General features: G+C 52.9%; 18 protein-coding genes and 1 pseudogene. 14 read left to right on the forward strand and 5 right to left on the reverse strand.

What is annotated here, in order from left to right:
• Window positions 1-60: 60 nt before the first annotated feature.
• The 6 genes from hisS to ACMV8I_RS18480 all read left to right on the forward strand — a co-directional run bounded on the left by hisS (window position 61) and on the right by ACMV8I_RS18480 (window position 6,177).
• Window positions 61-1,335, forward strand: coding sequence for a histidine--tRNA ligase (hisS, locus tag ACMV8I_RS18455; RefSeq protein WP_498866648.1), 1,275 nt, complete (start codon window positions 61-63; stop codon window positions 1,333-1,335).
• Between the two features lie 13 nt (window positions 1,336-1,348).
• On the forward strand, window positions 1,349-1,969 hold the full coding sequence (locus ACMV8I_RS18460; protein WP_498866649.1) for a YfgM family protein: 621 nt from the start codon (window positions 1,349-1,351) through the stop codon (window positions 1,967-1,969).
• Window positions 1,970-1,980: 11 nt separating this feature from the next.
• Window positions 1,981-3,162, forward strand: coding sequence for an outer membrane protein assembly factor BamB (bamB, locus tag ACMV8I_RS18465; RefSeq protein WP_498866650.1), 1,182 nt, complete (start codon window positions 1,981-1,983; stop codon window positions 3,160-3,162).
• Between the two features lie 249 nt (window positions 3,163-3,411).
• Window positions 3,412-4,902, forward strand: a complete 1,491-nt coding sequence (gene der / locus ACMV8I_RS18470; RefSeq protein ID WP_498866651.1) for a ribosome biogenesis GTPase Der — start codon at window positions 3,412-3,414, stop codon at window positions 4,900-4,902.
• Between the two features lie 65 nt (window positions 4,903-4,967).
• Window positions 4,968-5,924, forward strand: coding sequence for an AEC family transporter (locus tag ACMV8I_RS18475; RefSeq protein ID WP_498866652.1), 957 nt, complete (start codon window positions 4,968-4,970; stop codon window positions 5,922-5,924).
• Between the two features lie 25 nt (window positions 5,925-5,949).
• On the forward strand, window positions 5,950-6,177 hold the full coding sequence (locus ACMV8I_RS18480) for a zinc ribbon domain-containing protein (RefSeq protein ID WP_498866674.1): 228 nt from the start codon (window positions 5,950-5,952) through the stop codon (window positions 6,175-6,177).
• Here ACMV8I_RS18480 and ACMV8I_RS18485 read toward each other — a convergent pair.
• The 3 genes from ACMV8I_RS18485 to ACMV8I_RS18495 all read right to left on the reverse strand — a co-directional run bounded on the left by ACMV8I_RS18485 (window position 6,174) and on the right by ACMV8I_RS18495 (window position 8,760).
• Window positions 6,174-6,506, reverse strand: a complete 333-nt coding sequence (locus ACMV8I_RS18485) for a protealysin inhibitor emfourin (protein ID WP_498866653.1) — start codon at window positions 6,504-6,506, stop codon at window positions 6,174-6,176. The genes ACMV8I_RS18480 and ACMV8I_RS18485 overlap by 4 nt on opposite strands.
• Window positions 6,507-7,541 (reverse strand): M4 family metallopeptidase, encoded by a 1,035-nt coding sequence (locus tag ACMV8I_RS18490; protein WP_498866654.1) that lies wholly within the window; start codon window positions 7,539-7,541, stop codon window positions 6,507-6,509. It lies immediately after the preceding gene.
• Window positions 7,542-7,677: 136 nt separating this feature from the next.
• A complete protein-coding gene (locus ACMV8I_RS18495) occupies window positions 7,678-8,760 on the reverse strand; it encodes a LacI family DNA-binding transcriptional regulator (RefSeq protein WP_498866655.1) in 1,083 nt (360 codons plus the stop codon).
• Window positions 8,761-8,975: 215 nt separating this feature from the next.
• Between ACMV8I_RS18495 and ACMV8I_RS18500 the strand changes: the two genes are divergently transcribed.
• The gene (locus ACMV8I_RS18500; protein WP_498866656.1) at window positions 8,976-10,289 is read left to right on the forward strand and encodes an MFS transporter; all 1,314 of its coding nucleotides are present in this window, start codon (window positions 8,976-8,978) and stop codon (window positions 10,287-10,289) included.
• Window positions 10,286-12,649, forward strand: coding sequence for a glycoside hydrolase family 31 protein (locus tag ACMV8I_RS18505; protein WP_498866657.1), 2,364 nt, complete (start codon window positions 10,286-10,288; stop codon window positions 12,647-12,649). The genes ACMV8I_RS18500 and ACMV8I_RS18505 overlap by 4 nt, the downstream gene beginning before the upstream one ends.
• A 21-nt stretch (window positions 12,650-12,670) precedes the next feature.
• Here the strand turns inward: ACMV8I_RS18505 and xseA are convergent, their stop codons facing one another.
• Entirely contained in the window at window positions 12,671-14,053 is a 1,383-nt protein-coding gene (gene xseA / locus ACMV8I_RS18510; RefSeq protein ID WP_498866658.1) for an exodeoxyribonuclease VII large subunit, read from the reverse strand.
• Between the two features lie 169 nt (window positions 14,054-14,222).
• Here xseA and guaB point away from each other — a divergent pair, with 169 nt between their 5' ends.
• The 6 genes and pseudogenes from guaB to ACMV8I_RS18540 form a co-directional block, all read left to right on the forward strand.
• Complete coding sequence (guaB, locus tag ACMV8I_RS18515; RefSeq protein WP_498866659.1) at window positions 14,223-15,689, forward strand: IMP dehydrogenase; 1,467 nt, start codon at window positions 14,223-14,225, stop codon at window positions 15,687-15,689.
• Window positions 15,690-15,918: 229 nt separating this feature from the next.
• Window positions 15,919-17,496, forward strand: coding sequence for a glutamine-hydrolyzing GMP synthase (gene guaA / locus ACMV8I_RS18520; protein WP_498866660.1), 1,578 nt, complete (start codon window positions 15,919-15,921; stop codon window positions 17,494-17,496).
• A gap of 846 nt (window positions 17,497-18,342) precedes the next feature.
• Window positions 18,343-19,344, forward strand: coding sequence for a siderophore ABC transporter substrate-binding protein EitA (gene eitA, locus ACMV8I_RS18525; protein ID WP_498866661.1), 1,002 nt, complete (start codon window positions 18,343-18,345; stop codon window positions 19,342-19,344).
• Window positions 19,341-20,378 (forward strand): FecCD family ABC transporter permease, encoded by a 1,038-nt coding sequence (locus ACMV8I_RS18530; RefSeq protein ID WP_498866662.1) that lies wholly within the window; start codon window positions 19,341-19,343, stop codon window positions 20,376-20,378. Before eitA ends, ACMV8I_RS18530 begins: the two co-directional genes overlap by 4 nt.
• Entirely contained in the window at window positions 20,378-21,139 is a 762-nt protein-coding gene (gene eitC / locus ACMV8I_RS18535; RefSeq protein ID WP_498866663.1) for a siderophore ABC transporter ATP-binding protein EitC, read from the forward strand. The genes ACMV8I_RS18530 and eitC overlap by 1 nt, the downstream gene beginning before the upstream one ends.
• A gap of 15 nt (window positions 21,140-21,154) precedes the next feature.
• Window positions 21,155-21,400, forward strand: a pseudogene (locus tag ACMV8I_RS18540) (MFS transporter); the annotation flags it as partial.
• 269 nt (window positions 21,401-21,669) lie between these two features.
• Here the strand turns inward: ACMV8I_RS18540 and ACMV8I_RS18545 are convergent.
• Window positions 21,670-21,972, reverse strand: coding sequence for a putative quinol monooxygenase (locus ACMV8I_RS18545; RefSeq protein ID WP_498866664.1), 303 nt, complete (start codon window positions 21,970-21,972; stop codon window positions 21,670-21,672).
• Window positions 21,973-22,251 lie beyond the last annotated feature (279 nt).

The raw sequence follows: 22,251 nt of genomic DNA on the forward strand, positions 1-22,251 counted from the left end.
CCGCATGACCTAAAGCCCCTATAATCGGGTTCATTTTTTATAAAATGGTAGAGAATTGACGTGGCAAAAAATATCCAGGCCATCCGTGGCATGAACGATTACCTGCCGGAAGATACCGCGCTGTGGCAGAAGATCGAAGGCATCCTTAAGCTGGTGTTGGGTAATTACGGATACAGTGAAATCCGCATGCCGATTGTAGAGCAGACCCCGTTATTTAAACGCGCCATTGGTGAAGTGACTGATGTCGTAGAAAAAGAAATGTATTCCTTCGAAGACCGCAACGGTGAAAGCCTGACTCTGCGTCCTGAAGGAACGGCTGGCTGCGTGCGTGCCGGTATTGAGCATGGTCTGCTGTACAATCAGGAACAGCGTCTGTGGTACATCGGTCCGATGTTCCGCTACGAACGTCCGCAAAAAGGGCGTTATCGTCAGTTTAACCAGTTGGGAGTCGAAGTTTTTGGCCTGCAGGGCCCGGACATCGATGCCGAACTGATCCTGCTGACTGCGCGCTGGTGGCGTGCGCTGGGTATTTCTGAGCACGTTGCACTCGAATTGAACTCTATCGGCTCTCTTGAGGCTCGTGCGGATTACCGCGATGCACTGGTGGCCTATCTCGAGCAGCATAAAGATAAGCTGGACGAAGACTGTAAACGCCGGATGTACACCAATCCACTGCGCGTTCTGGACTCTAAAAATCCTGATGTTCAGGCTCTGTTGAACGATGCTCCTGAACTGGCTGAATACCTGGATCCTGAATCTAAAGAACACTTTGCTGGCCTGTGTGAACTTTTAGAGCAAGCAGGTATCCCATATACGGTTAATCAGCGTCTGGTTCGTGGCCTGGATTACTACAACCGCACCGTCTTTGAATGGGTAACCACCCATCTTGGTGCGCAGGGTACCGTCTGTGCCGGTGGTCGTTACGATGGCCTGGTAGAACAGTTAGGTGGACGTGCAACGCCTGCGGTGGGCTTCGCAATGGGCCTTGAGCGGTTGGTGTTATTGGTTCAGGCTGTCAATCCTGATTTCAAAGCGCCTGCCACGGTGGATGCTTATGTGATTTCTTCCGGTGTCGGTACTCAGGGTGTGGCTATGCAACTGGCTGAATCACTGCGTGATACGCTGCCAGAATTGAAAGTGATGACTAACTACGGCGGTGGCAACTTCAAGAAGCAGTTTGCCCGCGCTGACAAATGGGGAGCGCGTGTCGCTCTGGTATTAGGTGAAAACGAAGTCGCGGCCGGGCAGGTAGTGATTAAAGATCTGCAAAGCGGTGAGCAAGAAACGCTGGCGCAAAGCTCCCTCGCTGCGCGTCTGGCCTCGATGATAGGTTAAGGAGAAAGACCACGTGGAAGTCTATACCACTGAAAATGAACAAGTTGACGTCGTACGTCGTTTCTTTGCTGAAAATGGAAAAGCATTGGCGATAGGTGTTGTGCTGGGCATTGCTGCATTGGGTGGCTGGCGTTACTGGCAAACTCATCAAAGCTCTGAGATGACCCACGCTTCCGCTTCTTTCCAGCAAGCCAATCAGGCCATGACGGATAAAAAAGCGCAAGGTGTTGAAGATCTCGAAAAGTTTGCCCAGAGCAACAGCAACAATTATGGCGTGTTTGCTGCTTTGCAATTGGCTGACCATTTCGCGGAAGCCAAAGACTTTGCCAATGCCGAGAAGCAACTGACTCAGGCGCAGGGTCAGGCAAAAGAAGAGAATTTACTGTCGCTGGTGAATCTGCGTTTAGCGCGTATCCAGATGCAGCAAAACAAGTTCGATGACGCACTCAAAACGTTAGATGGCGTGAAGGGCGAAGGCTGGACAGCACTGCAACAAGATGTTCGCGGTAACGTCCTGCTGGCGAAAGGTGATGCTAAAGGCGCACGTGAAGCCTACAGCAAAGGCCTTGATTCTAAACCTTCTCAAACGCTGCAAAACATGCTGCGTATGAAATTGAACAACTTATCCAGCTAAGGGGAACCCCGATGCAATTGCGTAAAACACTCTTGGTAGGATGGGTCTCTGTTGCCCTGCTGAGTGGCTGTTCTTTGTTTAACAGCGAAGAAGATGTCGTCAAGATGTCCCCGTTGCCGAAAGTTGAAAATCAATTCACGCCGACGAAAGTCTGGAGTACATCCGTCGGTGATGGCGTGGGCGATTACTACTCGCATCTGCGCCCGGCCTGGCAAGATAATACTATTTACGCGGCTGACCGTTTTGGCATCGTAAAAGCACTGGATGCAGACAGCGGTAAAGAGAAATGGAAAGTGAATCTGTCTGAAAAGACCGGCTTCTTCTCCAGCAATAACTCAGCGCAACTGTCAGGTGGTGTTACTGCCGCAGGTTCACATGTCTATATCGGCAGCGAGAAAGCCATCGTTTATGCACTGAACAGCAGTGATGGCACCATCGCGTGGCAGACCAAAGTGGCGGGTGAAGCACTTTCACGCCCAGTGGTCAGCGACGGCCTGGTCCTGATTCATACTGGCAACGGTATGTTGCAAGGGCTTAGCGAAGCTGATGGCAGCATCCAGTGGACGGCTAACCTTGATATGCCAACGCTCTCCCTGCGCGGCGAGTCTGCTCCGGCTACCGCATTTGGCGCCGCCATTGTGGGTGGTGACAGCGGTCGCGTGAGCGCAGTTATGATGAAAGAAGGCCAGCTTATCTGGCAGCAACGTATTTCTCAGCCAAGCGGTGCAACAGAGATTGATCGTCTGAGTGATGTTGATACCACGCCGATTATCGTTGATGGCGTCGTTTATGCGCTGGCTTACAACGGCAGTTTGGTGGCGATGGATCTCCGTTCTGGTCAGATCGCGTGGAAACGTGATGTGGGTTCTATCAACGACTTTATCGTCGATGCAGGCCATATTTATATCGTTGATCAAGATGACCGCGTCATGGCACTTGATACTCAGGGCGGCGTAAGCCTCTGGCGTCAAAGTGATTTATTGCACCGTAACCTGACAGCCCCAGTATTGTATAATGGGTATATTGTGGTCGGCGATTCCGAAGGTTATCTGCACTGGATCAACACTACTGATGGTCGTTTCGTCGCACAGCAGGAAGTTGACAGCTCCGGTTTCCTCGGCGCGCCAATCGTCGCAAGCGATAAGCTGGTTATCCAGGCAAAAGGCGGTGAGGTTTACTCCTTCACCCGCTAACTTTCGCTGACAGCGTCTGGCCTGGGATCGCAGTTCACCGGGCTTTAAAACGGCTCCTGAATGTATCAGGGGCCGTTTCGTATTCTGAAATATGCGCAGCCGCTCATTGTCGGCTGTGATGTAATGATTTGATTTATAGCGATTTGTATTTTTTCACCACGCTGTAACTCTTAATGTTTGCGTTATAACTTGTGCATTAGAACTTTTTGCAATAAAACGCTTTGCTATTAAAAAATAGAGGCTTCAAAAATGATACCTGTCGTCGCGCTGGTTGGGCGCCCGAATGTGGGTAAATCCACTTTATTTAACCGTTTGACCAAGACGCGTGATGCGTTGGTCGCGGATTTCCCGGGGCTAACGCGTGACCGCAAGTATGGTCGTGCTGAAATTGAGGGTAACGAATTCATCATCGTTGATACCGGTGGTATCGACGGTACGGAAGATGGCGTAGAAACCCGTATGGCAGGGCAGTCACTGCTGGCTATTGAAGAAGCGGACATTGTGCTGTTTATGGTTGATGCGCGCGCGGGTCTGATGCCTGCGGATCAGGGCATTGCCCAGCATCTTCGCAGCCGTGAAAAAGCCACCTTCCTGGTAGCCAACAAAACGGATGGGCTTGATCCTGACAGCGCTGTAGGTGATTTTTACGCGCTCGGATTAGGCGAAGTCTACGCGATTGCGGCTTCTCATGGTCGTGGCGTAGCGCAGTTGATCGAGCACGTACTGATACCGTTTGTAGGTGCTAAGCCAGAAGAAGTGGAACTGTCCGAAGAACAGGCCAATGCCGCTTATTGGGCAGAGCAGGAAGCCAGTCTCGAAGAAGATGAGATCCCAGCCGACGTCGAAGATGACTTCGACCCACGCTCTTTGCCGATCAAACTGGCTATTGTCGGACGTCCTAACGTAGGTAAGTCCACACTTACTAACCGCATTCTTGGCGAAGAGCGCGTCGTGGTTTACGACATGCCGGGCACCACCCGTGACAGTATTTATATCCCGATGATTCGTGATGAACGTGAATACGTTCTGATCGATACCGCCGGTGTGCGCAAGCGCGGCAAAGTAACGGAAACCGTTGAAAAATTCTCCGTTATCAAAACGCTGAAAGCGATTGAAGACGCCAACGTGGTTATGTTGGTTATTGATGCCCGTGATGGCATCTCGGATCAGGACCTTTCGCTGTTGGGCTTCATTCTTAATAGTGGGCGCTCACTGTTGATCGTAGTCAATAAGTGGGATGGCATGAGCGAAGATGAGCGTGCTCAGGTTAAGGACCAGCTGGATCTACGTCTTGGTTTCGTTGACTTCGCACGTATTCACTTTATCTCTGCTCTGCACGGCAGCGGCGTGGGTAACCTGTTCGAATCAGTGCTCGAAGCCTATACCTGCGCGACCACGCGCGTCAGTACCTCGATGCTGACACGTATCATGCAGATGGCCGCTGACGATCACCAGCCGCCGCTGGTTAACGGTCGCCGCGTGAAACTGAAATATGCTCACGCCGGGGGTTATAACCCGCCGATCGTGGTTATCCACGGCAATCAGGTGAAAGATCTGGCTGATTCCTACAAACGCTATCTGATGAACTATTTCCGTCGTTCATTGAAAGTGATGGGAACACCGATCCGCATCCAGTTCAAAGAGGGTGAGAACCCTTATGAAGGTAAAAAGAACTCGCTGTCGCCGCACCAGCAGCGCAAGCGCAGACGCCTCCTGCAGCACCTGAAAAACAAATCCTAAACTGATGGGGTGCATGAAAATGTACCCCTTTTTTTGTCTAATTTTCCCCGCGAGGAGCAGGCCGGATGTTTTGGCAGACCTGGAGTTTTGCGTTTGGTGTGACAGTTCCCAATCTATTGATTCTGTTATTAGGAATGTTGTTGCGGCGGACTGGCCTGATGGACGACAGTTTTAATGAGAAAGCCAGTCGGTTGGTCTTCAATATTGCGCTACCTTGTCTGCTTTTTTTCAGCGTAGCGCAAGGACATAACTCTTCCGGCTCCAACCTGCCGCTGGCCATTTATGGCGGTGTTGCGACGGTGGTCTCTTTCCTGTTGCTTGAACTGGTCGCGCTGAAGCTGGTGAAAAACCCACGAGAACGCGGCATTTTTGTTCAGGGGGGATTTCGCGCCAATACGGGGATCGCCGGTCTGGCTTATGCTTCGCTGGCATTTGGCAGTGAAGGGATTGCCCTCGGGTCGATGTATCTGGCCGTCACGGTGATTTTATTCAACGTACTGTCGGTGATCACGCTGACCCGAAGTTTGCAGGGAGGGCAGGGCAAAGGTATCGGGATGCAGTCGATTTTACGCGGCATCGTGACGAACCCGCTGATTCTCGGGTTGGTGTCAGGATTGGCGTTTCAGTACAGCCATTTGCCGATGCCGGATACGATTGCCAGCACGGGTTCATTTATCTCCGGTATGGCGCTGCCGTTGGCGATGTTGTGCGCAGGGGCCAGTCTCGACTGGCGGGCAATGTTCCGCAGCTCTAACGTTGCAGCGTGGTCATCGGCATCGCGGGTGGTGTTTGTTCCGGCGCTGATGACTTTAGGTGCCTGGGCATTTGGTTTTCGCGGTGCGCCGCTTGGCGTTCTTTTCCTCTTTTCCTGTACGCCAACTGCTGCAGGAAGTTACGTCATGACCCGCGCAATGGGCGGTAATGCGACGCTGGCTGCCAATATTATTGCCGTGACGACCTTGGGATCATTCTTGACTACCGCACTGGGGCTGTATTTATTACGCACGCTGGGCGTGGTTTAACCGCATCATTTGAGGGAGAAACATGATGGAAGCACTCTGTCCGGTTTGCGGCCAGTCGATGAGCTGGGTAAGTGGTTACTTCCACTGTGACACCTGCCACCGCGAGTATCAACAAACGCCATTATGCCCGGATTGCCATCTGCCGTTGCAGGCGTTGAAAGCCTGTGGCGCGGTAGATTACTTCTGCCAAAACGGGCATGGGATGATCTCTAAAAAGCGCGTCTTGTTCAGTTATGCGCCTTATGGCGATTAACCGTCTGGCGAGGCTGCTTTCCACAACTCGACCAGTTCAGCCGGGATTTGATTTTCAGGAATAATCACCACCAGACTGCCGGACTGTCCGGGTGCAGCGTACTGAATTTCCAGCCGGTAATAGCGCTGATCGCCACGCCCAGCCTCTTCCGCCGGTTTGGCATAGAGCAGGGACTGATTAATCAGCTGGCATATTTTCTGGCGTTTATCATCGCTCATTCCGGCCAGCTCAACACGACGTGGCCCGTTGAGTTTTGGCATAAACGCCATTCCGCCTTCCCGATACATTTCAATTACGGCGCTGCTGTCCAGTGTGTCCAGTGGTTTCATTTACATCACTCCGACTTGCTCCCAGGCTTCCCGTACCGCCTGCGCGACGGCGCTGTCAAAACGCTTTTCAGCATGTGCAATGGTCTTCTGGGCAAAGGTAGCAAAGTCGGCATCTTGCGGCAGTGACTTGTCGCACACCGTGTCATACCACGCATACCCAACGCGCTCCCAGGCGTTACCGCCCAGCTTGGTGGCAGCAAGATAGAATGCACGATTGGGGATCCCGGAATTGATGTGGACGCCGCCGTTATCGTCGCGGGTCTTCACGTAACCGCCCATGTCGGCGGGCTGCGGATCTTTGCCGAGCAGTGGGTCATCGTAGGCGGTGCCGGGATGCGACATCGAACGCAGACCGGTGCCGTGAATGCCTTTGGCCAGCAAGCCTTCGCCGATGATCCAGTCAGCTTTATCGGCCGTATGTTTCAGATGGAACTGTTTCACCAATGAGCCAAACACATCAGACAGCGATTCATTCAGTGCTCCTGATTGCCCGCTATAAACCAAACCCGCTTCGCTTTCAGTGACGCCGTGAGAAAGCTCGTGTCCGACCACGTCAATCGCGATAGTGAAGCGGTTAAAAATCTCGCCGTCACCGTCGCCAAACACCATCTGCTGACCGTTCCAGAAGGCATTCTCGTAGCCCTTGTCGTAATGCACTGTTCCCAGCAGCGGCAGCCCTTTATTATCGAGCGAATTACGCTGGTACGCCTGCCAGAAGAAATCATAAGTTACGCCAAGATAATCGTAAGCTTCATCAACGGTGATATCGCCGTCGCTGGCCTGGCCCTCTTGGCGAACCGATTCTCCGGGTAACGTGGTGGTATTTTTAGCATCATAAATATCCCGCTCGACCTGACCGCCTTTGGCCGTTTTCGTCACGTTGGGTTTGGCATAAGATTCAGTCATCAGCGTATTAACGTGGACCAGGGTCTGGCGCGCGCATTTTTTTTGCGGTTCTGAGCCATGTTCGATAATGCGGTTGAGCATGTAGGGAGGGATAACGCTGTTGTAACGTTTCGCTGAGCAATGATCCATCGTGAATCTCCTTATCAAGGTCCACTCTGAGGTGAAAGAAAGGTGTTCTGCATGTCAGATACTGAAAAGCGGCTAATGAATAGTCGTCACCGATCAGTATAGAACCGCTCCACGTCATGCCCAATAAAGATGAGATTTATCTGTCCGGCTGCGGGTCATACAATTGATGAGGATGAGGCGTCACTGCGCGACCCGATGCCTTACGCACCGATTCTCTCACCACCAGCCGTCCCTGTAACAGCTGCGTTGTGTAGGGTGCATCAGGGCGCAGCATACGCCGCTGTAAGAGGGCAATGGTCTCGGTCCCCAATTCATCGCGCGGAACGTGCACGGCAGTCAGTGGCACGTCGTGGATTTCCGCCAGATTAAACCCGTCAGTGCTGAGTACGCTGATGTCCCCCGGCACTGACAGCCCTTTCTTACTCAGGGCAGCAACCACCCCAGCCGCCATAAAGTCGCCACCGGCCAGAATCGCCGTCGGCAGTGGCTGGCCTGCCGGTAAGGCATCCAGATAGTCGAGCAGCGTCTGTTCACTTTCCTGTGCGCCAAACCCCGAGGTGACCAACAGATGATGGCCGTCATTGAAGGTTTGATGATGACGGGAGAACGCTTGCTTGATGCCAGTCAGGCGCAGTTCCATGGTATGACGGCGCAGACATTGCAGTGTCACGATATGCTGATGCCCCTGAGAGAACAGATAGTCGCAGGCAAAATCGCCCATGGTTTGATGATCGGGGCTGACGCTATCATGGCGCATGTGTCGGTCATGACAGTTCACCAGCACGCAGGGTTTGCCCATTTCGGCAGCAAGCTGATGGATATGCGGGTCGTCGATGCCAACCAACAGCGCCGCTTCGGTCAGTGGGTCGGTCATTTTGGCGATAAACAGCGCGGCGTCGGCATTCTCCTCTTCCATCGCGCAATAGCGCACGCGCACTTCATGATGTGCAGTCGCCTCCAGAATGCCCTGCACCACTTTGTAATAGAAAATATCGCTGCGCACATCGAAAGCGCGAGCCGGAGCGAAAATTATAATGTTGTTCAGCATCAGCCGGCCAGTCGAAAGTCCGGTAAAGATGCCCTGCGATTTTGCGCATTCCATCACCTGGGCGCGGGCTTTGGCGCTGGTATTATTTTTCCCCGCTAAAACGCGCGAAACGGTACTGATCGACAACCCTGTCTGGTTGGCAATTTGCTGGATTTTCAGCTTTCCTTTCAAAGTGTGATCCCGTTCAAATTCGAAAATGAATAAATTTTCATAGCCTATAGATGCCGTGTTATCAGGCTTTAATGCCAAAAGTAAACGTTAAAAGTTATACCGTGAAAGTTCTTGCAAAGAATCACGTTCCGCTCACAAATCCGTCTGCTTACTCTGCCGGAGTACCTTAAATAACACATCATCTGCGGCATTGGCCGACGGGTGGGAGAACCGGCATGACAATTCAAATCAACACTGAGACAACTGCGGTTACAGGGCGCAGGAAAATAAAAGCTTTACGCTGGTGGATGCTGTCGCTGTTTTTACTTGGGGTCACCGTCAATTACATCACCCGTAATTCGCTGGGTTTACTGGCCGCCGAATTGAAAACCAGTTTGGGCATGACGACCGAGCAATATTCTTACGTCGTGGCTGCATTTCAGGCAGCCTACACGATATTCCAACCACTGTGCGGCTGGCTGATTGACGTCATTGGATTGAAGCTTGGCTTCCTGATCTGTGCATCCGTATGGGCGGTGGTGTGTATGCTGCATGCCGGAGCCGGAAGCTGGGTCCAACTGGCGATCTTGCGCTTCTTCATGGGCAGCGCCGAAGCGGCGGCTACACCGGCCAACGCCAAAGCGATTTCCGACTGGTTCCCGCGTAAAGAGCGCCCGGTAGCGGCAGGCTGGGCTGGAGTGGGCTTCTCGATTGGTGCCATGTTGGCTCCGCCGATCATTCTGGTGGCCCATTTGTCCTTCGGCTGGCGCGGCGCGTTCTTGTTCTGCGGTGTACTGTCGATGCTGTGGGTATTGCTGTGGTGGAAGTTTTACCACTCTCCCGAAACGCATCCGAATCTGAGCAAAGAAGAACTGGCGCTGATCCGTCAGGACAACGAACCGCAGTTGGCACGTTTGCCGTTTATCCAGTCACTGAAAACCGTCTGTAAAAACAAAAAATTCTACGGTATCGCCATTCCCGCATTTCTGGCTGAACCTGCATGGGCAGTGTTCAGTTTCTGGGTACCGCTGTATCTCGCCAACGAACGCGGAATGGATTTAAAACACATTGTTATGTTCGCCTGGCTGCCGTTCCTGGCCGCCGATCTCGGCAGCATTGCCAGCGGCTATCTCACCACGCTGTACCGCAAAGTGTTTGGCTGCACGCGTATTAACTCTATCGTTGCCAGTTCGGTCACCGGTGCTTTCATGATGCTGTCGCTGGCGATGGTTGCGCTCACGCAAAGCCCTTACGCTGCGATTGCGCTGATTTCCATCGGTGGCTTCGGGCATCAGGTGATCTCCTGCATGTTGAGTGCGGTGGTGGTTGAGACGTTCGACAAAAGCCAGGTCGCGACCGTCAACGGTATGCGTGGCTCGTCGGCGTGGATCGCCAGCTTCCTGTTTTCACTGCTGATCGGTGCCGTGGCAGACAATATTGGCTTTAACCCGTTGTTTATCGCGATGGGATTTTTTGACTTGATCGGGGCGGTATTCCTGATTGCTCTGATCGCTGAGCGCCGCAATCCGGCAAAAGGGGAAAGTGTATGAAGACGTTGAAACACTGGGAGCTGGCCGCACATCATGACGCCGGTGTGGATCTGCGTGTGGAAGGTAAACATCTGTTTTGTCTGCGGGTGCTAGAGCAGGGATTGGTGCGCGTGTTTATCCAGCGCAACGGCGAGCTGGCGCTGGATCGCACCTGGAGCATCGCGCCGCAAAATGATGTGCCGTGGGAAGGGCGCGACCGCCTGAGCAACGACGGTTTCTCTCTGCCTGGCTATCAACTGACGCACGGCGAAAATACCCTGACGGTGACCACCGAAGCGCTACGCGTCACCGTACACCAACCGCTGTGGCTAAAGTGGGAACATAAAAATGCGGCGGGCGAATGGCTGCCGCTGGTCAGCGACCGCAAAACCGGCGCGTATATGCTGGCCGTAAAAGGCGATGCGTCGGCGCATTATCAGCTGCGTGAAGCGCAGGACGGCGTTTACGGGCTGGGCGAAAAAACCGGTGATCTCAACCGCAGCGGCCGCCGTTTTGAAATGCGCAATCTCGATGCAATGGGTTATAACGCCGCCAGCACCGATCCGCTGTACAAACATATCCCGTTTACCATGACGCGTCGTAATGACGTCAGTTTTGGCCTGTTCTACGACAATCTCAGCAATGTCTGGCTTGATCTCGGCAATGAGATTGATAATTACCACCTGCCATATCGTCGTTTCAGCGCCGAAGCGGGCGATCTGGATTACTACCTGTTTCTTGGCCCAACCTCGCTGGACGTCACCAAAAAACTGGTGAAGCTGACCGGTAAAACGACGTTTGGCCCGAAATGGAGTCTCGGTTACAGCGGTTCGACTATGTATTACACCGACGCGCCGGATGCCCAGCAGCAGTTGATGAAATTTATCACCCTGTGTCAGCAACATGACATTCCCTGTGATTCGTTCCAGCTTTCATCGGGTTATACGTCGATTGGCAACAAGCGTTACGTTTTCAACTGGAACTACGACAAAGTGCCGCAGCCGGAAGTCATGTCACAGGCGTTTCTCGACGCCGGTATCCGCCTTGCCGCTAATATCAAGCCTTGCTTGCTGCAGGATCATCCGCAGTACGCGCAGGTGGCGGAGCAGGGACTGTTTGTCCGCGACAGCGAAAGTGACCAACCTGAGCGCTCGGTGTTCTGGGATGACGAAGGTTCGCACCTCGATTTCACCCATCCTGCCGCCGTTCGCTGGTGGCAGAAAGGCGTGACGCAGCAGTTGCTCGAAAAAGGCATTGGTTCGACCTGGAACGACAACAACGAATACGAAGTTTGGGACAGTGATGCGCGCTGCCACGGTTTCGGCAAGTCGATCGCCATCAAACATATTCGTCCGGTTATGCCGCTGCTGATGATGCGTGCGTCGTTTGAGGCTCAGCAACGTTTTGCGCCGGAAACTCGCCCGTATCTGATTTCACGTTCCGGCTGCGCGGGTATGCAGCGCTATGTACAGACCTGGAGCGGTGATAACCGCACCAACTGGCAGACGCTGCGCTATAACACGCGCATGGGTATCGGCATGAGTTTGTCGGGTTTGTACAACGTTGGCCACGACGTCGGCGGGTTCTCCGGCGATAAGCCAGATGCCGAACTGTTTGTGCGCTGGGTCCAAAACGGCGTGATGCATCCGCGCTTCACCATTCACTCGTGGAATGACGATCACACCGTTAACGAGCCGTGGATGTACCCGCAGGTGACGCCGCTGATCCGAGATGCAATCCGTCTGCGCTATCGTCTGCTGCCTTATTTCTACACGCTGTTATGGCAGGCGCATGCTGACGATGAGCCGATGCTGCGCCCGACGTTCCTCGATCATGAGCATGATAAAAAGACCTTTGCCGAAAACGACGACTTCCTGATGGGACAAGATTTGCTGGTGGCCAGCGTGGTCGAAGAAGGACAGGTCGAGCGTCAAGTCTATCTGCCGGATAACGGCCTCGGCTGGTGTGATTTCTACACCGGCAAATGGTTCGCTGGCGGGCAGACGATCACCCTCGATGCACCGCTCGAACGCCTGCCTTTGCTGGTGCGTGCCGGTGCTGCATTGCCTCAATCAGGCCGTCTGGCCCATGTCGATGCCAACAAAGACATCATGCGGGAGTTGCACGTTTACCCGGCACCGGGTCAGGTGAGATCGGTGGGAATGATGTTTGAGGATGACGGTGAAAGCCATCGCTGGCAGCAAAACCATGCGCTGTGGCTGAACTGGGAAATCCTCAGCAACGGGGAACGCATCGACATCACTATCACTCAACGTGGTGATTTCAAACCGGTGTGGGAAACGCTTAATATTGTGCTGCCGGAGTGTGAGACGCGTGAAGTGTGGGTGAACGGTGAGGCAACGAGAAGTTATACGATCTGATGCTCAATTCCGGGGCCTGTTTCAGGCCCCTTTGACTGCACGTTTGCGCGCTTTCTTTTCCACCACGATCGACGTCACTTCGCTTTCAATCCAGCCATCGGCCAGACGTGTCTTCAGCGTATCGCCCGGTGCGGTCTGGGTGGTTTTCTTCAACAATGCTCCCTGTGGTGTAGTGGTGACGCTATAACCCCGTGCCAGCGTCGCCAGCGGGCTGACGCCTTCCAGTTGGGCGCACAGGGTGCCGAAGCGCTGGCGGCTGTCTGAGAGCCGGGCGGTGAGCGCCTGTTGCAGCCGATACTGCAATTGCTGAATTTTTTGCTGAGCACGATGTATGCGCGGCTGAGGTTGCTGCTGCGTTAGACGCTGCTGCAAACGGTCGGCGCGGCGCCGCATCTGGCGCAGCTGGTTTTGCATAGCTTCATCTAAGCGGCGACGCAGCTTGAACAGTGCAGTTTGCTGACGCGCCAGACGCAAATGCGGATGCTGCTGTTGCAGACGATGATTCAGACGGGTAAACCGCTGGGTCAACTGGGCGAGGTAATAGTCCATCGCCATTTCAAGACGCTGTTGCTGAGACTGGATCTGACGCAGCAGCTCCAACTGATTGCGGCTGATCAGCTCTGCGGCGGCCGAAGGCGTCGGCGCACGTAAGTCGGCGACGAAATCGGCAATCGTAACGTCCGTTTCATGGCCGACGGCGCTGACAATCGGGATACGGCTGGCGAAAATGGCCCGCGCCACGCGTTCGTCATTGAAACTCCATAAATCTTCCAGCGAACCGCCGCCGCGCCCGACGATCAACACATCCACTTCTTCGCGCAGGTTAGCGAGTTCGATAGCACGGACAATTTGCATCGGCGCATCGGCGCCCTGAACGGCAGTTGGATAGATGATGACGGGCAGTGACGGATCCCGGCGTTTCAGTACGTTCAACACGTCATGCAAAGCTGCACCGCTCGCGGAAGTGATCACGCCGACGCATTTGGCCGGTGAGGGCAGCGGTTGTTTGAACTGCGTGTCGAACAACCCTTCGGCCGTCAGTTGCTGTTTCAAAAGATCGAACTTTTGCTGCAACAGGCCGTCACCGGCTTCCTGCATACTTTCGGCAATCAGCTGATAATCACCACGTGGTTCATACAGTGTGATGGTGGCGCGCACCAAAACTTGCTGGCCATTTTGCGGGCGGAAGGTGGTGCGGCGATTGGTGTTGCGGAACATGGCACAGCGGACCTGCGCACGGTCATCTTTTAGGGTGAAATACCAGTGACCGGAGGAGGGCTGAGAGAAATTGGAGATCTCGCCTGAGAGCCAGACCTGCCCCATTTCGTTCTCCAGCAACTGTCGGACCGTCTGGTTGAGGCGGCTTACGGTAAAAATTGATGGGGGAGAAGAAGGTAGCGACATGTGATCCAGATCAAATTCAAAAACAGAGACTTAATCGATTGATACTACATGCACGAAACAGGTAATCAAGAAGTTTCTCAAAATAGTTCTGGTGACCTTGCCTGCTGACCTGTATAATCCCGCTGCAATATTTTCCCCTTTCCGCATCCACCTTGGTGAGATATTGCCCATGCTACGCATCGCAAAAGAAGCACTAACGTTCGACGACGTCCTCCTTGTTCCAGCCCACTCCACAGTACTGCCTAATACCGCAGATCTAAGCACTCAGCTGACCGCTAAAATCCGTCTAAATATCCCTATGCTCTCCGCAGCAATGGATACCGTGACTGAAGCGAATCTGGCGATTGCACTTGCGCAAGAAGGCGGTCTGGGGTTCATACATAAGAACATGTCTATTGAACGCCAGGCCGAAGAAGTTCGCCGCGTTAAGAAGCATGAAAGCGGCGTGGTCGCTGACCCTAAAACGGTCACGCCTTCCACCACTCTGCGTCAGGTTAAAGCACTCACCGAAATTAACGGCTTTGCCGGTTACCCCGTCGTGACTGAAGGGAACGAACTGGTCGGTATTATTACCGGCCGTGACGTACGCTTCGTGACTGACCTGGAACAACCAGTGACCGCCGTGATGACCCCGAAAGAGCGTCTGGTGACGGTCAAAGAAGGTGAGTCCCGCGAAATCGTGTTGCAGAAAATGCATGAAAAACGCGTAGAGAAAGTGCTGGTGGTTGACGCACAATTCCATCTGGTCGGTATGATCACCGTGAAAGACTTCCAGAAAGCCGAACGTAAACCTAATGCCTGTAAAGATGAGCAGGGCAGCCTGCGCGTTGGTGCTGCGGTTGGCGCTGGCGAAGGCAACGAAGAGCGTATTGATGCGCTGGTCGCTGCTGGCGTTGACGTGTTGCTGATTGACTCCTCGCACGGCCATTCCGAAGGCGTTCTTTCCCGCATTCGCGCCACCCGCGCAAAATATCCCGATCTGCAAATCATCGGCGGCAACGTAGCCACCGGCGCTGGTGCGCTGGCACTGGTTGAAGCTGGCGTGAGCGCCGTGAAAGTCGGGATCGGTCCTGGTTCTATCTGTACTACCCGTATCGTTACCGGCGTGGGCGTTCCGCAAATCACCGCTGTTTCTGACGCGGTTGAAGCGCTGGAAGGTACCGGTATTCCGGTTATCGCCGATGGCGGTATCCGCTTCTCCGGCGACATCGCTAAAGCCATCGCGGCGGGCGCAAGCTGCGTGATGGTCGGCGGGATGCTGGCTGGGACGGAAGAGTCTCCGGGTGAAATCGAGCTGTATCAGGGCCGTTCATTCAAATCTTATCGCGGTATGGGTTCTCTGGGCGCGATGTCCAAAGGCTCTTCTGACCGCTACTTCCAGAGCGATAACGCCGCTGACAAATTGGTGCCTGAAGGTATCGAAGGTCGTGTAGCGTATAAAGGTCGCCTGAAAGAGATCGTGCACCAGCAAATGGGCGGTCTGCGTTCATGTATGGGGCTGACCGGTTGTGCGACCATCCTCGAACTGCGCACTAAGGCTGAGTTTGTTCGCATCAGCGGCGCTGGGATCCAGGAGAGCCACGTACACGACGTGACGATCACCAAAGAGTCGCCAAACTACCGCATGGGTTCTTGATCCCACAGACGCTGCTGCGCGTCGGTGATGCGGTGTTGGAAGTTGGCTCAAAATGCTCATTTACGTCATGTAAACTGGGCTTTTTCGCCAGCTTCCGCCTTGCCTCACCTTAGCTCGCGAGCGCCTGGATCGAGTCGCCACCCGTGAGGTTCTTATCCAGTTCGGCGTTGGCCGGGCTGATTACTATTCCGTTTTTAACGCTTTTATTGCTTTCTGGAAAACGCCCCTCATGAGCGAAAATATTCACAAGCACCGTATCCTGATCCTCGATTTCGGCTCCCAGTACACTCAACTTGTTGCGCGCCGCGTGCGTGAACTGGGTGTCTATTGCGAACTCTGGGCCTGGGACGTAACCGAAGCCCAAATCCGCGAATTCAACCCGAACGGGATCATCCTGTCCGGTGGCCCGGAAAGTACTACCGCCACCGACAGCCCACGTGCACCTGACTACGTCTTCGAAGCCGGCGTGCCGGTTCTTGGTGTGTGCTACGGCATGCAGACCATGGCGATACAGTTAGGCGGCCACGTTGAAGGCTCCAGCGAGCGCGAATTTGGTTATGCGCAGGTTGAAGTTCAGATCGAAAGTGCCTTAATCAATGACATTCAGGATGCCCTGAGCGAGAACAACAAACCGTTGCTCGACGTCTGGATGAGCCACGGCGATAAAGTCACCGCCATCCCGTCTGATTTTGTCACCGTTGCCAGTACCGATACTTGCCCGTTTGCCATTATGGCTAACGAAGAAAAACGCTTCTACGGCGTACAGTTCCACCCGGAAGTGACGCATACCCGTCAGGGCCTGCGTATCCTGGAACGTTTCGTGATGGACATCTGCCAGTGCGAAGCGCTGTGGACGCCGGCTAAAATCATCGAAGACGCCATTGAGCGTCTGCGTGTACAGATTGGCGACGATCACGTGATCCTCGGTCTGTCCGGCGGCGTTGACTCCTCCGTCACCGCCATGCTGCTGCACCGCGCCATCGGCGACCGTCTGACCTGCGTCTTCGTGGATAACGGCTTGCTGCGTCTTAACGAAGCGGAACAAGTGCTGGATATGTTTGGCGACCGTTTTGGTCTGAACATCGTCCACGTGGCTGCTGAAGATCGTTTCCTGTCTGCGCTGGCGGGGGTTGATGAGCCGGAAGCTAAACGTAAGATCATTGGCCGCGTATTTGTCGAGTTATTCGATGAAGAAGCCTGCAAACAAGAGCAGGTAAAATGGCTGGCGCAGGGCACTATCTACCCTGACGTGATTGAATCTGCTGCCTCTGCCACCGGCAAAGCGCACGTGATCAAATCGCACCATAATGTGGGGGGGCTGCCAAAAGAGATGAAGCTGGGTCTGGTTGAGCCGCTGAAAGAGCTGTTCAAAGACGAAGTGCGTAAAATCGGTCTGGAACTCGGCCTGCCATACGACATGTTGTTCCGTCACCCGTTCCCGGGACCAGGTTTGGGTGTGCGCGTGCTGGGCGAAGTGAAGAAAGAGTACTGCGACCTGTTGCGCCGTGCCGATGCTATCTTCATCGAAGAGCTGCACAAAGCGGATCTCTACAACAAAGTCAGCCAGGCGTTCACCGTCTTCCTGCCAGTGCGCTCGGTTGGCGTAATGGGAGATGGCCGTAAATACGACTGGGTGGTGTCACTGCGTGCAGTAGAAACCATCGATTTCATGACTGCACATTGGGCACACCTGCCGTACGATTTCCTCGGCCGCTGCTCCAACCGCATCATCAACGAAGTCGACGGCATTTCCCGCGTCGTGTATGACATCAGCGGTAAGCCACCAGCGACGATTGAGTGGGAATGATTGGACGTCCGGCATTGACCGGCACCCTCTAGCAAGAAACACCCTGGAGCCCGCGTAATTGCGGGCTTTTTTGTTTTTGTGTCGGGTAGGGGGTAAATTTCAGCCTGCGCCAGGCACCCTTTTTTATGGAATAGTTTTGGTATTACCAGCGCCTGATATCATGCTATTGAATTAGTACCATGACGGCATTAACCTATTGGATATTAATGGCATGCGCTTGAAAGTGCCAACACAGGAGCGACATGGTTGTATTACTATGAAAAGTAAATTATCCCTCTCAATGGTTATACAATTGTTGGTTGTCATTTCATTTTTAGGCATGGTAATGACGACACATTTGCTTTCGAATGCTTTCATGATGCTGATCGATCGTTCTAATTTTATTCCTGCAGAGTCCTCGATTTTTTTCATTTAATCCGTATGGCATAAATCAGGGATCTTCAAATTATTGGATCTACGGCGAAGATGGCGAAAATGATTATTATTTTTCCTATAAATCAATGAACTCTTATTTATTGATCTCAAAGACAAATGATTGTCCGGCGTTTAATCGGCAGAACTACACCACGTGGTGTACTGCGCGAAACGGTGGCGGAAAATGAGAACTGTCTTCGCTGACTAAGCCACTATGAGGGTAATCCTATGAGGAAGGAGCTTTTTCGACGAACGATAATCCTAATTAATTGTAAATCAAGTGGTTTACTGCTGTTGAACCTTACAATGTCAGTGGACATTTAATGTGCGCCTGCCCATCGCTTACGCAGTGGATTTTTATCGCAAAATAAATAATTTTCATTATCATTACGCTTCGCATTCAAAATTAGTTCCGTGGAAGGGTAGTGTTTTATGAAAAAGGTCATCTGTGCGTTAGGAATGGTGTTCGCCTCGGTCAGTTCTGCTTTGGCAACCACGTATCCTTTGACGATTGAAAATTGCGGATATAAAGAGGTGTTTACCAAAGCCCCCGAACGTGTTGTCGCACTGGGACAAAACACCGCCGAAATTCTTATGCTATTAGGGTTGCAGGATAAGGTGGTTGCCAGTGCGTTTTGGCCAACTAAAGTTTTGCCGCAACTGACTGAACAGAATGCAAAAATAAAAGTACTGACAGTAGAAATCCCGACGCTTGAATCTATTCTTGCCCAAAATCCTGATTTTGTTCCCGCACAAGCGCCTTTGTTGCTCGGCCCAGAAAGTAAAGTCGCTAAACGTGAAGATCTCGCCACGGTTGGCGTCAATAGCTATATGTCTCCTGGTATGTGTGCAACCAAAAAGAGTGTTGGCGATATGTACGGTAGTCGCCAAAAACTGTGGAACATGGAATTCCTTTATCAAGAGATTGAAGACTTCGCCAAAATCTTCAACGTGGAAGATCGCGGCCAGGCGTTAATTGCCAATTTTAAAAAACGCGAAGCAGACCTGCGTAAGGAGTTCGGAAAAAACAAAAAGAATCTTTCGTTTGTTTTCTGGTTCTCCAGTTCTTCCCCGTCCTCTGACCCCTATGTCGGCGGCAAGAACGGCGCTTCCGGTTTTATTGCCAATGTTTTAGGTGGCCATAACGCCATCACCTCAGAGACAGAGTGGCCGACCGTCGGTTGGGAGAGCATCATTGCTGCAAATCCCGACGTGATAGTCGTTTCAAGCCTTGATCGTAATCGCTGGGCGCTCGATAGCGCGGAAGAAAAAATCAAATTCCTCAAAACCGATCCTGCTGTCAGCCAGTTAGAAGCGGTGAAAAAAGGCCATATAGTCGTGATGGACGGTCAGGCGATGAACCCAACGATTCGCACGATCTATGGTGCTGAACAAGTTGGTGAACAGCTCAAAAATCTGGGCCTAGATAAATGACAGCAGGGGTGAAACCGATCAGAAAAACATTTCTGCTAGGCACGTCGAGTGTTCTTGCAGTGGTGTTGTTATTCCTGATGATCGCAATTGGCGTCAGCGTGGGCGAGCTTCATATCCCGCTACAAAGTGTGTTCTTCTCCATAAGTAATAAACTCGGTCTGACAGACGTGCCCCTTAACGGCATTTACGAAAGTGTGGTTTGGAACTTTCGTCTAAGCCGCGCACTGGTTGCGGCCTGCTGCGGTGCCGGGTTGGCGGTCTGCGGTGTGGTACTGCAAAGTCTGCTGAAGAATGCGCTGGCAGAACCTTACGTGCTCGGCGTTTCTGCGGGCGCTTCCACGGGTGCGGTTTCAGTGGTCGTATTGGGTGTCGGAACCGGTGCCGTGTCGCTCTCCGCCGGGGCATTTGCGGGGGCACTTGCTGCCTTTGTATTCGTCGCCTTGTTGACCAATGGCGCACGCGGCGGCAATGAGCGCGTCATTCTGGCGGGCGTTGCTGCGTCCCAGCTCTTCAACGCGATTACCGCTTACACCATCAGCACATCCGCCAGCGCGCAGCAGGCACGTGACGTGATGTTCTGGCTGTTGGGCAGTTTCAGCGGCGTGAGATGGCCTGAGTTTCAACTGGTGCTGGTGGTCGTACTGGTAGGGCTTGCTGTGTCCCTTTACTATTCTCGCGCGCTGGATGCATTTACTTTTGGCGATGATGCGGCCGCCTCTCTGGGCATCGCGGTTCCCTGGGTTCGTCTGATCCTGTTCATCACCACGGCATTGATCACCGCCACCATCGTTAGCATGGCCGGTTCGATCGGCTTTGTGGGCCTGGTCGTTCCGCATGTCATGCGCTTCCTCTTTGGGCCGATGCATCGCACATTGCTTATCGCCAGTGCACTGGCCGGCGCCATCCTGATGGTACTGGCCGATATCGCTTCGCGCTTATTGATTGCCCCGCAAAGCCTCCCGGTCGGCGTGGTCACCGCGCTGGTTGGTGTGCCGTTCTTTGCCGTTATTATCTACCGCTCAAGGAATAAGTGATGAGTATCACCGCTGAAAATATTACCTGGAAGGTGGGTAAAAAGGTCATCGTCAACAATGTCTCGCTGAGCGTTTCGCGTGGGGAAACCGTCGGGCTACTGGGCCCTAATGGCTGCGGTAAATCATCACTTCTGCGGATCCTGGCTGGATTACGCCGCCCAGACTCAGGCACTGTCACGCTGGACGGGCAAAACATCGGCCGGATTGCCAAAAAGCAGTTGGCACGTCGGGTGGCGTTTGTTGAACAGCACAGCATGACGGAGGCCAATATGCGCGTTGTCGACGTGGTGAAGCTGGGGCGTATCCCCCATCACACCCCGTTTTCCAACTGGAGCACGCAAGATCACGACACGGTCACCGCCGCGCTCCAGCGCGTGAATATGCTTAGCAAAAGCGAGCAGGGGTGGCAGAGTTTATCGGGTGGCGAGCGCCAGCGTGTTCACATTGCACGCGCTATCGCACAATCGCCGACGGAGATCCTCCTTGATGAGCCGACCAACCATCTGGATATTCATCATCAGATGCAGTTGATGAAACTCGTCAGCGAACTGCCAGTGACCAGCATTGTGGCTATTCATGACCTCAACCACGCCGCCATGTTCTGCGACGCGTTGATTGTGATGCAGGAAGGTCAGATCGTCGCCGCAGGTAGTCCGCAGGAGATCCTCACTGAGTCACTGCTTTGGGATGTGTTCAGGGTAGAGACAAAGATCGAAATCTCGCCATACCACGGAAAAAAACATATTCACTACATCGCTTAAAGCCCGCTCATTAGCATGCCTTCGCTAATCCAGCGGTCAGCTATTCTGCTCTGGCCGTTTGTTTTACTGGTCAGCTAGTTTGTTTTTAATATTGGTTTCTACGCCGTTGTGCCGTTTCTGGCTGTGTTTTTACACGACGATATGATGCTGTCCGGCGGACTCATCGGGTTGATATTAGGTTTGCGAAGGTTTTCTCAGCAAGGCATGTTTATTGTTGGTGGCGCGTTGTCCGATCGTTACGGCGCACGCATCGTTTTTCTGCCTCATTTTTTAGCGCCGCACTGTTTGCTGTCACCTCTCTGCCAGAACATGGACTCTGGCTTCTGCCTTCCGTCTGCTTTCTGCTGTGAGTTCAACCGATGGATGCAACGCACTGGTTAAATCGCTCTGCGGGTGACTTATCAGCAGACAGGGCTGATCCCCATCATCTAAACAGTTAACTGCCATGTCTTCGGCAAATAGAACATCTGCTCCTCGCTCATAGTTGCCTGTGTGAGGGAATATCAGTTATGGGCTTGTTTCTGTCCCCTTCAAGAGCTTTCTGACGTCTCTAAGCAATTCATAAGTATGTAATGGGCTTCTTTCCGCTTATGTTGATCAATTAAAGGTACAAGCCGTCTGAAATGTTCACTTGCACAATGATCGTCGAGGGCTTCATGCCCCGGCCATTCCTCTATAAAAATGAAATGTCCCGGATCTTTTTCATCAATATACAAATCATAAGCAATACAGAGAGGCTCTTTCTTAGTTGCCGCTATTAGCTCACGGTACAGAGGAAGAACTGTTTCGATATAATCTGGTTTTATGAAATCTTCGGCAATGACTTTAAGCATGAGATACTCTGAATTCAAAACGGATAAGTACACTATGTTGCAAAGAAGTATTTTGGACAAGACTCCTTAGTGTTGTGCAGGCAATGCGTTGAATCCCCTAAGTTTATCCCGACAATTCCCGACGGTTTGTGCGCAAGCATAACGTCCGCTTCTCGCTCAGGCTGTGTGAAAACTCGGTTTTTGCATTATCTGAGTACTATCCCCGTTCAGGAACGCAAGATATTCCAGATATTGACTGCATTCGGAGTAATTTAGATATAGAGGCAGTTCGAGGCTTTT

Origin of the sequence: Ewingella sp. S1.OA.A_B6, assembly GCF_049889095.1 — a bacterium.
In the GTDB taxonomy this organism is placed as follows: domain Bacteria; phylum Pseudomonadota; class Gammaproteobacteria; order Enterobacterales; family Enterobacteriaceae; genus Ewingella.

Bases quoted from the DNA above. Each gene is read 5' to 3' on its own strand.
- ACMV8I_RS18485 (WP_498866653.1), bottom strand. From the start codon at position 6,506: ATGAAACCACTGGACACACTGGACAGCAGCGCCGTAATTGAAATGTAT.
- ACMV8I_RS18530 (WP_498866662.1), top strand. From the start codon at position 19,341: ATGACAGCAGGGGTGAAACCGATCAGAAAAACATTTCTGCTAGGCACG.
- ACMV8I_RS18475 (WP_498866652.1), top strand. From the start codon at position 4,968: ATGTTTTGGCAGACCTGGAGTTTTGCGTTTGGTGTGACAGTTCCCAAT.
- eitA (WP_498866661.1), top strand. From the start codon at position 18,343: ATGAAAAAGGTCATCTGTGCGTTAGGAATGGTGTTCGCCTCGGTCAGT.
- ACMV8I_RS18505 (WP_498866657.1), top strand. From the start codon at position 10,286: ATGAAGACGTTGAAACACTGGGAGCTGGCCGCACATCATGACGCCGGT.
- guaA (WP_498866660.1), top strand. From the start codon at position 15,919: ATGAGCGAAAATATTCACAAGCACCGTATCCTGATCCTCGATTTCGGC.
- bamB (WP_498866650.1), top strand. From the start codon at position 1,981: ATGCAATTGCGTAAAACACTCTTGGTAGGATGGGTCTCTGTTGCCCTG.
- ACMV8I_RS18490 (WP_498866654.1), bottom strand. From the start codon at position 7,541: ATGGATCATTGCTCAGCGAAACGTTACAACAGCGTTATCCCTCCCTAC.
- guaB (WP_498866659.1), top strand. From the start codon at position 14,223: ATGCTACGCATCGCAAAAGAAGCACTAACGTTCGACGACGTCCTCCTT.
- ACMV8I_RS18500 (WP_498866656.1), top strand. From the start codon at position 8,976: ATGACAATTCAAATCAACACTGAGACAACTGCGGTTACAGGGCGCAGG.
- eitC (WP_498866663.1), top strand. From the start codon at position 20,378: ATGAGTATCACCGCTGAAAATATTACCTGGAAGGTGGGTAAAAAGGTC.
- ACMV8I_RS18480 (WP_498866674.1), top strand. From the start codon at position 5,950: ATGGAAGCACTCTGTCCGGTTTGCGGCCAGTCGATGAGCTGGGTAAGT.
- xseA (WP_498866658.1), bottom strand. From the start codon at position 14,053: ATGTCGCTACCTTCTTCTCCCCCATCAATTTTTACCGTAAGCCGCCTC.
- ACMV8I_RS18545 (WP_498866664.1), bottom strand. From the start codon at position 21,972: ATGCTTAAAGTCATTGCCGAAGATTTCATAAAACCAGATTATATCGAA.
- der (WP_498866651.1), top strand. From the start codon at position 3,412: ATGATACCTGTCGTCGCGCTGGTTGGGCGCCCGAATGTGGGTAAATCC.